The sequence below is a fragment of the Microbacterium sp. genome (genome assembly GCF_039812165.1).
Lineage (GTDB): Bacteria > Actinomycetota > Actinomycetes > Actinomycetales > Microbacteriaceae > Microbacterium.
Genome location: NZ_JBDIAB010000098.1, coordinates 1 through 10,597 on the forward strand (window position 1 = coordinate 1; position 10,597 = coordinate 10,597).

Consider the following 10,597-nt stretch of genomic DNA (forward strand, 5'->3'; position numbering starts at 1 on the left):
CCCTCGCGCGTGAGCGGCATGTTCGACCAGGTGGCCGGGCGCTACGACCTCACCAACACCGTCCTGAGCCTCGGCCAGGACCAGCTGTGGCGCATCGCCACGACGCGCGCGATCGCGCCCGCGCGCGACGAGCGCATCCTCGACCTCGCCGCCGGCACCGGCGCGAGCGCCGTGGCCCTCGCCCGCAGCGGCGCCGACGTCGTCGCGGCCGACTTCTCGCCCGGCATGATCGCCGAGGGGCGGCGCCGACACGGCGGCATCCCGAATCTGACCTTCGTCGAGGCGGATGCCACGAACCTGCCCTTCGCCGACGACGAGTTCGACGTCGTGACGATGTCGTTCGGCCTGCGCAACGTCAACGAGCCGCGCGCGGCGCTCGCCGAGCTGCTGCGGGTCACCGCGCCGGGCGGCCGTCTCGTGATCTGCGAGTTCTCGCACCCGCCGTCGCGCGCGTTCCACCGCCTCTACGACTTCTACAACGACCGCGTGCTGCCCGTGATCGCCAAGACCCTGAGCTCCAACGCCGAGGCGTACGACTACCTCAACGAGTCGATCAAGGACTGGCCCGATCAGCAGACCCTCGCGGCGTGGATCCGCGCCGCGGGCTGGACCGACGTGGCCCACCGGAACCTGTCGCTCGGCATCGTCGCGCTGCACCGTGCCGTCAAGCCCGTCTGACGCAGTTCCGGAACGGGACCCGCCAGGTAGGCTGGTCGGGTGATTCCGAGCCCGCCCGCCTCCGGCTCCCCTCTGGCGAGCCGGATCGGCCTGACCGAGCGCGTCTTCGCCGGTCCCCGCATGCGGCGCCTGTTCACCGCCGTCGAGGACGGCCTCGCCCAGGTCGAGGCGCGCCTGGCGACCGAGCTGCGCGTCACCGACGCGCTCGCCGACGCCACGAGCCGCTACCTCTACGAGGCCGGTGGCAAGCGCGTGCGGCCCATGCTCACGATCCTCACCGCGCAGCTGGGCGAGGGCGTCACGCCGCACGTCATCGCGGGCGCCACGGCGCTGGAGATGACGCACCTCGGCTCGCTCTACCACGACGACGTGATGGATGCCTCGGACGTCCGCCGCGGCGTCCCGAGCGCCCATGTCGTGTGGGGCAACAACGTCGCGATCCTGGCCGGCGACCTGCTGTTCTCTCGCGCGAGCCAGCTCATGGCCCAGATCGGCGAGCGCGCGATCCGCCTGCAGGCCGACACGTTCGAGCGGCTCGTCCTCGGGCAGATGCACGAGACCGTCGGCGCGCAGCCGGCCGACGACCCGGTGGAGTTCTACCTGAGCGTCCTGGCCGACAAGACCGGATCGCTCATCTCCGCCGCGGCGCAGGCCGGCGTGCTCTTCTCCGACGCGCCCGCCGAGTACGAGCGGCCCGTCCTCGAGTTCGGCGAGCGCATCGGCGTGGCCTTCCAGCTCCTCGACGACGTCATCGACCTGTCGGCCGATCCGGGCGAGACCGGCAAGGTGCCCGGCACCGACCTGCGCGCGGGCGTGCCCACGATGCCGTACCTGCTGCTCGACCGCTCGAGCGATCCGGCATCCGTCGCACTGAAGGACGCCATCGACGACGGCGTCGCCCGCATCGCCGACGGCGCCGACCCCGCGATCCTCGACGACGGTCTCGCGCAGCTGCGCGAGCACCCCGCGACGGCCGAGACGCGACGCCTCGCGGTGGAGTGGTCGGCCGAGGCCGTCGCCGCGCTGGAGCCGCTTCCCGAGGGGGCGGTGCGCGACGCGCTCACGCGGTTCGCGCAGGTCGTCGTCGACCGCTCCAGCTGAACACCTCCCGGCCGCGGCACGCACCCGGCCGGCACGAAACACCGGGCACCGGAAGACAAGGATGCACATGACCACGCTCAGGCTGGCTATCGTCGGCGCCGGACCCGCCGGCATCTACGCGGCGGACCTCCTGCTGAAGGCGGAGCGCAAGTTCGACGTGTCGATCGACCTGTTCGACCAGCTGCCCGCGCCCTACGGCCTCGTGCGCTACGGCGTCGCCCCCGACCACCCGCGCATCAAGGGCATCATCACGGCCCTGCGCGACATCCTCGACCGCGGCCAGGTGCGCCTGTTCGGCAACGTCCGCTTCGGCACCGACCTCACGATGGACGACCTGACCCGCCACTACCACGCGGTGATCTTCGCCACCGGCGCGATCCGCGACGCCTCCCTCGACATCCCCGGCATCGACGCGGCCGGCTCGTACGGCGCCGCCGACTTCGTCAGCTGGTACGACGGCCACCCCGACTTCCCGCGCGAGTGGCCGCTCGACGCGGCATCCGTCGCCGTCATCGGCAACGGCAACGTCGCCCTCGACGTCGCCCGCATGCTCGCGAAGCACGCCGAGGACCTGCTGCCCACCGAGATCCCCGACAACGTCCACGCGGGGCTCGCCGCCTCGCAGGTCACCGACGTGCACGTGTTCGGCCGGCGCGGCCCCGCCCAGGTGAAGTTCACGCCGCTCGAGCTGCGCGAGCTCGGCGAGCTGCGCGACGTCGACATGGTCGTCTACGACGAGGACTTCGACTACGACGAGGCGTCGAAGGACGCCATCGCCAGCAACAAGCAGGTCATGGTCATCGACCGCATCCTGCAGTCGTGGCGCAAGCGCCCCGGCCTGAACAACGCCGGGGGCGAGGCCTCGCGCCGCCTGCACATGCACTTCTATGCGCGTCCCATCGAGGTGAGGACGGATGCCGCGGGCCGGGTCTCGTCGTTCGTGTACGAGCGCACGCGCTCGGACGGCCACGGCGGCGTGACCGGCACCGGCGAGCTGCGCGAGGTGCCGATCCAGGGGATCTACCGCGCGGTCGGCTACTTCGGCTCTCCGCTGGAGGACGTGCCGTTCGACGAGCGGCACGGCGTCATCCCCAACCACGAGGGGCAGGTGCTGCGCCAGGACTCGAACGAGCGCGTGCCCGGCGTGTACGCCACGGGCTGGATCAAGCGCGGACCGGTGGGCCTCATCGGCCACACGAAGTCCGACGCGATGGAGACCGTGCGCCACCTGATCAACGACCAGGGCTCGTGGTGGCATCCCGACGACCCGTCGCCGGAGGCGGTCGTCGCCCTGCTCGACGGGCGCGGCATCGCGTGGACCGACATCGACGGCTGGCACCGGCTCGACCAGCACGAGATCGCGCTCGGCGCACCCCGTGAGCGCGCGCGCATCAAGGTCGTCGACCGCGACGAGATGGTGCAGGTCTCGCGCGGCGAGTAGTCGCCCGTAGGCCGATGGCCGCCCGCGCGCGCGTGCCGATAGGGTGCAGGCGTGACGGAGTGGCTGGACGCGATCCCCTACGGGGCGCTCGTGGGGGCCGTCCTGCTTATCGTGGGGCTGGAGAGCATCGGCCTGCCCCTGCCCGGCGAGACCGTGCTGATCACGGCGCTCCTGATCAGCGTGCACGACCACACGTCGCCGTGGTGGATCATGGCCGCGGCGATCGTCGGCGCCATCGTGGGCGACAACGTCGGCTATCTCGTCGGCAAGACCGTCGGCCTCCACCTGCTCGAGCTCGGCCGGCGGAAGCTCCCCGCCGCGTTCTCGACCGAGCGCATCGTGCAGAGCGCCACGCTCATGGCCCGGTTCGGCGCGTGGGCGATCTTCTTCGCCCGCTTCGTCGCGGTGCTCCGCATCCTCGCGGGGCCGCTCGCCGGCACCCTCCGCATGCCCTGGGGCCGGTTCCTGCTCGCCAACTCCGCGGGCGCCGTCGCCTGGGCGGGCGCGGTCACGCTCGTGGTCGTCTCGCTCGGCGAGGTCGCCGAGGAGCTCATGCACCGCGCCTCGTGGGTGGCGCTCGTGCTCGCCGCCGTCGTCGTGCTGGTCGCGGTGACCGTCGTGCTCGTGCGGCGCCGCCGCCGCCGGCTCGACCCGGCTGCGGCCGCCGCCGAGGACGCCGACGAGCGCGCGCTCGCCGAGATCCTCGCGGAGGTGCAGCACCGGCACGGCCGGCATCCGCACCCCCGCCGATGACCCGTGCAACGGGCCCGATCATCACCGCGCCCCGTCTGATCCGCGAGAGCGCAGCGGTGCACCGAGAATGCGCGCCCAGCATGCTGTCTCGGTGCACCAGTGCACTCTCGCGGGTAGGGGGAGGGTGACGGCGGCTCGATCCGGGTGCGGCGCGCACCCGCAATAGGCTGAGGGCATGCCGGAGTGGGTGCCCGACGTCCTCGGATCGCCGTTCGAGCAGCGGACGCTGCCGTTGGGGGAGGATGCCGAGGGCCCGGTCGTCGCGACGCTCGTGCGGCGCCTGCCCGGTCCGCTCGCGTTCACCCGTCCGCTCCACGACGTCGACGTGCTCTTCGTGCACGGCTGGTCGGACTACTTCTTCCAGACTGGCCTCGCGGAGTTCTGGAACGAGCTCGGCGCCCGCTTCTACGCGCTCGACCTGCGCAAGTACGGTCGGAGCCTGCGGGAGGGCCAGACGCCCGGCTTCGTCGCCTCGCTCGCCGAGTACGACGCCGACATCGCCGCGGCCCTCGACGTCGTCCGCCCGCAGGGACGCGGCCGCCTCGTGCTGATGGGCCACTCCACGGGCGGGCTGACGCTCACCCTGTGGTCGGCGCGGCACGCGGGAACGGCATCCGCCCTCGTGCTCGACAGCCCCTGGCTGGAGCTGCAGCTCGGCCCGCTCGGGCGTCAGGCGATCGCGCCGATCCTGCACGCGCGCGCCGTGATCGACCCGATGGGCGGGCAGCCCGACGTCGACCTCGGCTTCTACACGCGTGCGCAGAAGGACCTCGGCACGCTCCCGAAGGGCGCGCAGCGCGCGCTGTGGCGCCCCGACACCGGCTTCGCCACGCGGCCCGCCTGGCTCGACGCGATCCTCGCCGGGCACGAGCGGGTCGCTGCCGGCGTCGACGTCGGCTGCCCCGCCCTGGTGCTGCTGTCGGCGCGGTCGACGCTCGCCCGACGCTGGTCGGAGGCCATGACGCGCACCGACTCGGTGCTCGTGGTCGACGACATCGCCCGCGCCGCGACGCGCATCGGCCGCTCGGTGACGATCGAGCGCATCGAGGGTGCGATCCACGACGTCTTCCTGTCGGCGCCCGCGTCGAGGGATGCCGCGTACACCGCGCTCGAGCGATGGCTCCTGCAGGGCGCGCTTGCCCGGTGATCGCCCAGGCGGCGATCTGGCATGATGGAGGGACTCCCGCTGCGGGTGTCGCGGAAACAGACGCCCGACCGTCCCGCTTCGAAGGAGACCTCATGTCGAGCCCGCAGTCCTCGTCCCTCGCCTACGCCGTCCGCGCCGACTTCTTCCGGCCTTCGCCGGTGCGCGCCGTCTTCGACATCTCGATGCGCGAGGGGATGATCTCCCTCGCCGGCGGCAATCCCGACCTCGGCGTGCTGCCGCTCGCCGAGCTCGGCGAGGTGGCCGCCCGGCTCATCGCCGAGCAGGGCCTCGAAGTGCTCCAGTACGGCGCGGGCGCCGGCATGGCGCCGCTGCGCGAGGCCGTGTGCGACGTCATGCGCACCGCCGGCATCGACGCCGTCGCCGACGACATCCTGATCACGTCGGGATCGCAGATGGGCCTCGAGCTCGTCACGTCGCTCCTGTGCGACCCGGGCGACGTCGTGCTCGCCGAGGCGCCCACCTACGTCGGCGCGATCGGCACGTTCCAGGGGCTGGAGGCCCAGATCGTGCACGTGCCGTGCGACGACGACGGGCTCATCCCGGCCGAGCTGGAGCGCACGATCGCCGAGGTGCGCGCCCAGGGCCGCACGATCAAGATGCTCTACACGATCCCGAACTTCAACAACCCGTCCGGCATCACGCTCCACCCCGACCGCCGCCCCGTCGTCGCCGAGATCTGCGCGCGCGCCGGCATCGCCGTCGTCGAGGACGACCCGTACGGCCTGCTCGACTTCTGGGACGCGCCGCTGCAGGCCATCCGCTCCTTCGACGACTCGGTCGTCTACCTCGGGTCGATGAGCAAGATCTTCTCTCCCGGCATCCGCATCGGCTGGGTGCTCGCCCCGCGCGACGTGCGCGACCGGCTGCAGCTGGCCGCCGAGGCGACGACGATCTGCCCGTCGGTGCTCAGCCAGCACCTCGCCAACACGTACCTGCGCGACTTCGACTGGCGCGGATACATGAACCGCGCGATCGACCAGTACCACGAGCGCGCGCAGCGGCTCGACGCGGCGCTCGCCGCACATCTGCCCGCGTCGGTGCGGTGGACCGCGCCGCACGGCGGCTTCTTCGTGTGGCTGACCCTGCCCGCGGGGCTGTCGGCCGAGCAGCTGCTGCCGCTCGCGATCGAGGAGGGCGTGGTCTTCGTGCCCGGCACGGCGTTCTTCGGCGACGGCACGGGCGACGACAACCTGCGTCTGTCGTTCTCGCTCGAGTCGCCGGACCGCATCGAGGAGGGCGTGCGGCGCCTCGCGCGCGTGATCGCGGCCCAGCTCGACGCCTGATCCCGGCCTTTCCGAACGGCGCCCGGGGGAGGCCCCGGGCGCCGTCGTATTCCTCCCGCGCGGCGTGCCCCGTCGCGCGCGACCTGGCCGTGCGCGCGAGCCCTGGCCGGTGCTACCGGTAGTTGACGAACTGCAGGTCGACGTCGAGGTCGGCGGCCTTGAGCATCCGCTGCACCTCCTGCAGGTCGTCGCGGCTCTTGGACTGCACGCGCAGCTCGTCGCCCTGGATCTGCGCCTTCACCGAGCGCGGTCCCTCGTCGCGGATGAGCTTGCTGATCTTCTTCGCGTTCTCCGACGAGATGCCGTCTTTGAGCGACGACGCGAGACGGTACTCCTTGCCGCTCGCGACGGGCTCGCCGGCATCCAGGCTCTTCAGCGAGATGCCGCGCTTGATGAGCTTCGACTGGAACACGTCGAGCACGGCCTTCGCGCGCTCCTCGGAGTTCGCCTTGATCAGGATCTGCTCGCCCGACCACTCGATCGAGGCGCCGGTGCCCTTGAAGTCGTAGCGCTGCTCGACCTCTTTGCGGGCCTGGTTGAGGGCGTTGTCGGCCTCCTGGTGGTCAACCTTCGAGACGATGTCAAATGAGCTGTCGGCCATGGCGCCGAGTCTATCGAGAACGGGATGCCGGGGCTCCGGCCGCGGGTCCCGGTCCGTGCAGCCCTGCCTAGACTGACGCCATGCAAGCGATGACCGAGGACGAGGTGCGCGCCGCGTTCGTCAACGCCGCGCCCGACGAGGCCCGGCAGCTGGCCGTGCCGCACGACTTCCCGCTCGTGGACTGGGATCACCTGGACTTCCTCGCGTGGCGCGATCCGCTGCTGCGGGGTCGCGGCTATGTCGTCGCCGAGCTCGACGGCCGACCCACCGGCGTGGTGCTGCGCGCCGCGTCGGGGTCGAGCCGTGCCCGCGCGGCGATGTGCAACCTGTGCCACACGCTGCAGCCGGGCGACCAGGTCGCGCTGTTCACCGCGCGCAAGGCGGGGGATGCCGGGGCCCGCGGCGACAGCGTCGGCACCTACATGTGCAGCGACCTGTCGTGCCACGAGAACGTGCGCCTGGCCGGCCCGCTGTCGCCGAGCGAGGTGCGTGCGAGCGTGGACCGCCGCATCGACGGCACGCGCCACCGCATCGAGGCGTTCGTCGAGCGCGTCGTCGACGTCGGGGACTGAGCGCGCATCGCCGCGATGGTTTCTGACAGGGCGGCAGTGCGGGTAATATGGATACTCGCGCCTCCGGTCGACTGCACAAGCCGGGCGGGTGCGCCTCGGCGAGTTACCCAAGCGGCCAAAGGGATCTGACTGTAAATCAGCCGTCTTCGACTTCGGGGGTTCGAATCCCTCACTCGCCACCAAGCCCGAAACAGCCCGCGACCAGGACTTCCGTCAGGTCGCGGGTTGTTCCGCTCCCGCCGGTTGATCGGGATGCGCGAGCGATGCCCTCACGGCACGGCATCCTCTGCCCGGTCGGCGAACCGGGCATCGGCTAGGGTGCCGGGGTGTACATGACGTCGAGCTATGACGACCCGAGGGTCGTGCCGGGCGGCATCCGGGACCGCTATGCATGGCTCGAGAGCGGCAACGCCGCCGCGATCCTCAACGCCGTCGCCTCGGACGAGTTCGCCGACTTCCTGCACGTGCTCGACGACTTCGCGCTCCACCCGGACGAGTGGCTGCGGGCGGGCGGCAACAAGGGCGACCTGACCGACGCGCTCGACCAGCGCTTCCGCGTGCTCGGCTGGAAGGAGACGCGGATCGACTTCGAGATCCGCGGGTTCCTGCACACCGACTTCCACGCGAAGGGCACGCGCACCGAGGGTCGCAGCATCCAGGAGGTGCCGGCGGTGCACGCGCCCGGCTTCCGCGTCGACAACTTCAAGGGCCGCATGATCGTCGACGTCGAGTGGAACGCGAAGGACGGCAACCTCGACCGCGACCTCTCCGCCTACCGTGCATGGCACGAGAACGGCCTGATCGACGGCGCCGTCATCATCACGAAGGACCGCCTGCCGCTGCTGCGGCTCGCCACCGACCTGTGGCGCGACTATCAGCAGACGCTGCCGCTCGGGATGCGCGACCCGAAGCTGCCCATCGACCTCAAGACGAGCACCACGACGACGCTCTCCAACGCCGAGGACCGGCTCCTGCGGGGGAGCGCCGGCACGTGCCCGGTGCTCATCGTCGGGGTGTCGGCGAACACGTGGGATGGCTCGCCGTTCACCGGCGGGGTCGACGTCGGTGGTGCCGATTAGAGTGCAAGGCATGGCTTCCCCCCTCCGCGCCGACGTCGAGCCGACCCCGTTCGTTCCGCTGCCGACGGTCGAGGGCGGGTTCCGGACGGTGCTCGCCGACCCGCCGTGGCGGTTCGCCAACCGCACCGGCAAGGTGGCGCCCGAGCACCGTCGGCTGGACCGCTACGACACCATGACGCTCGCCGACATCAAGGCGCTGCCGGTCGAGTCCACGCTCGCCAAGGACGCGCACCTCTACCTGTGGGTGCCGAACGCGCTGCTGCCCGACGGCATCGAGGTCATGCAGGCGTGGGGGTTCCGGTACGTGAGCAACCTCGTGTGGGCGAAGCGCCGCATCGACGGCGGCCCCGACGGGCGGGGTGTCGGCTTCTACTTCCGCAACGTCACCGAGCTGATCCTGTTCGGCGTCCGCGGGTCGATGCGCACGCTGCCGCCGGCGCGCAGCCAGGTCAACATGATCGAGACGCGCAAGCGCGAGCACTCCCGCAAGCCCGACGAGCAGTACGAGCTCATCGAGCGGTGCTCACCCGGTCCGTACCTCGAGATGTTCGCCCGCCACCGGCGCGACGGCTGGCACGTGTGGGGCAACGAGTCGGAGACCGAAGAGGTGCGCGGCAAGGTGCATCGCGGGTACGCCGGCGGCGCGATCTCGTCGACGTTCGCGCTCGCGGCCGTCAACGGCTGACGCCGCGCGGCTCTCCGTCGCGCGGGCGGCCGCGAGTCGTGCACGCGAACTGTGGAGAGCTGCGGGTTTCGTGGCGCTCCTGTGGACACCGGCCGACTCCGCATGGCCGCGTGTCAGGATGGAGACGAGCCGCACGCGGCCCGTACGGAAAGGCAGACCATGACCGACCCGATCACACATCCGAACTCGAGCAGACTCCTGAGGGCGGCCATCTGGGTGGCGATCGGCGCGCTCATCGCCGCCGCGATCGTCTGCGTCGTCTGGGTGCTGCTCGGCGATTCCAACGGAATGGTGGGCCGGGCGTTCCTCACGATCCTGCTGCTCGCATCGTTCGCCGGCGTCGCGATCCTCGAGTCGAACCTCGCGTCCCGGCGCCCGGCGTGGTTCGCGCTGGCGAGCATGGTGACGTGGGTGGTCATCCTGCTGATCGGGGCTTTCCTGATCTGGATGCCGCAGGCGAACCGCTATTACGGCGAGGGCATGGAGCGGTTCGCGAAGTTCCTCGGGATCGTGCTGATCCTGCAGCTCGCGCTGCTGCACATCAGGCTCTACCTGAAGGCGCACGATCGCCGTCGCACGACGTTCACGTCGATCGTCACGTACGTCACGGTGGGCTTCGTCGCGACCCTGGCCGTCATGCTCGTGCTGCCGCTCATGCTCGGCGAGTTCGCGCGCTTCCTCCCGATCTACTGGCGCGTCGTGGTGGCGCTGGCGATCCTGGCCGCGGTGGGAACCGCGCTGGTGCCGCTCGTGAACGCGCTGTTCGCGCCGAAGCGGCCCCGAGAGCCGCGCGCGGTCGCGCCGGTCGCACCGGTCGCACCGGTCATGCAGTGGCCCACGTACGCCGACGGGGCCACACCGCTTCCGGTCATGCCCGACGGGACGCCGGACTGGAACGCGTACTACACCGGCCAGCCGACGTACCCGCAGGGCTATCCGGTCGCGCCACCGCCGCTCCCCGCGCAGGCGTCTGCGCCGTCGTACCCCGCGGCGCCCGGGTCGGCGCAGCCGTATGCCTCCGCCTCGGGATCGTGGTCCACACCGTCCTACCCGACGGCGCCGGGCTCGCCGTCCGCGCCGGCGCCGTCCGGGTCGGCGCAGCCGGTGCCTCCGTCGGAGTCGCCCGCACCGCCGCCCGCCGCGCCGCCCGCGTACGGAACGCCCGCTCCCGCCACGTCCTCCGGTCCGGCGGAGCAGCGCCCCGCGACTCCCGCCGAGCCGACGGACGAGGGCCCC

11 protein-coding genes and 1 tRNA gene are annotated in these 10,597 nt (G+C 71.7%); 11 read left to right on the plus strand and 1 reads right to left on the minus strand.

Annotated elements, in window-relative coordinates; translation table 11 throughout:
• From WML84_RS09055 to WML84_RS09080, 6 genes are all read left to right on the plus strand, one after another.
• A partial coding sequence (locus WML84_RS09055) for a class I SAM-dependent methyltransferase (protein WP_347345819.1) occupies positions 1–678 on the plus strand: 678 nt, incomplete at its 5' end.
• 120 nt (positions 679–798) lie between these two features.
• Positions 799–1,779: a polyprenyl synthetase family protein gene (locus tag WML84_RS09060; protein WP_347345828.1), complete on the plus strand. Its 981-nt coding sequence runs from the start codon at positions 799–801 to the stop codon at positions 1,777–1,779.
• 67 nt (positions 1,780–1,846) lie between these two features.
• Entirely contained in the window at positions 1,847–3,220 is a 1,374-nt protein-coding gene (locus tag WML84_RS09065) for an FAD-dependent oxidoreductase (RefSeq protein WP_347345820.1), read from the plus strand.
• Positions 3,221–3,271: 51 nt separating this feature from the next.
• The gene (locus WML84_RS09070; RefSeq protein ID WP_347345821.1) at positions 3,272–3,973 is read left to right on the plus strand and encodes a DedA family protein; all 702 of its coding nucleotides are present in this window, start codon (positions 3,272–3,274) and stop codon (positions 3,971–3,973) included.
• A gap of 175 nt (positions 3,974–4,148) precedes the next feature.
• Positions 4,149–5,120, plus strand: coding sequence for an alpha/beta hydrolase (locus tag WML84_RS09075; protein ID WP_347345822.1), 972 nt, complete (start codon positions 4,149–4,151; stop codon positions 5,118–5,120).
• 92 nt (positions 5,121–5,212) lie between these two features.
• On the plus strand, positions 5,213–6,424 hold the full coding sequence (locus WML84_RS09080; RefSeq protein ID WP_347345823.1) for a PLP-dependent aminotransferase family protein: 1,212 nt from the start codon (positions 5,213–5,215) through the stop codon (positions 6,422–6,424).
• A 112-nt stretch (positions 6,425–6,536) separates the two neighbouring features.
• Here the strand turns inward: WML84_RS09080 and WML84_RS09085 are convergent, their stop codons facing one another.
• Positions 6,537–7,025: a YajQ family cyclic di-GMP-binding protein gene (locus tag WML84_RS09085; protein ID WP_347345824.1), complete on the minus strand. Its 489-nt coding sequence runs from the start codon at positions 7,023–7,025 to the stop codon at positions 6,537–6,539.
• Between the two features lie 80 nt (positions 7,026–7,105).
• Here WML84_RS09085 and WML84_RS09090 point away from each other — a divergent pair, with 80 nt between their 5' ends.
• From WML84_RS09090 to WML84_RS09110, 5 genes are all read left to right on the plus strand, one after another.
• On the plus strand, positions 7,106–7,597 hold the full coding sequence (locus WML84_RS09090) for an FBP domain-containing protein (RefSeq protein ID WP_347345825.1): 492 nt from the start codon (positions 7,106–7,108) through the stop codon (positions 7,595–7,597).
• Between the two features lie 97 nt (positions 7,598–7,694).
• Positions 7,695–7,779 (plus strand) — tRNA-Tyr (locus WML84_RS09095).
• A 150-nt stretch (positions 7,780–7,929) separates the two neighbouring features.
• Complete coding sequence (locus WML84_RS09100) at positions 7,930–8,676, plus strand: BglII/BstYI family type II restriction endonuclease (protein ID WP_347345829.1); 747 nt, start codon at positions 7,930–7,932, stop codon at positions 8,674–8,676.
• 10 nt (positions 8,677–8,686) lie between these two features.
• On the plus strand, positions 8,687–9,361 hold the full coding sequence (locus WML84_RS09105; protein WP_347345826.1) for an MT-A70 family methyltransferase: 675 nt from the start codon (positions 8,687–8,689) through the stop codon (positions 9,359–9,361).
• A gap of 159 nt (positions 9,362–9,520) precedes the next feature.
• Positions 9,521–10,597 (plus strand): hypothetical protein (locus WML84_RS09110; protein WP_347345827.1); only part of this gene is annotated, 1,077 nt, incomplete at its 3' end.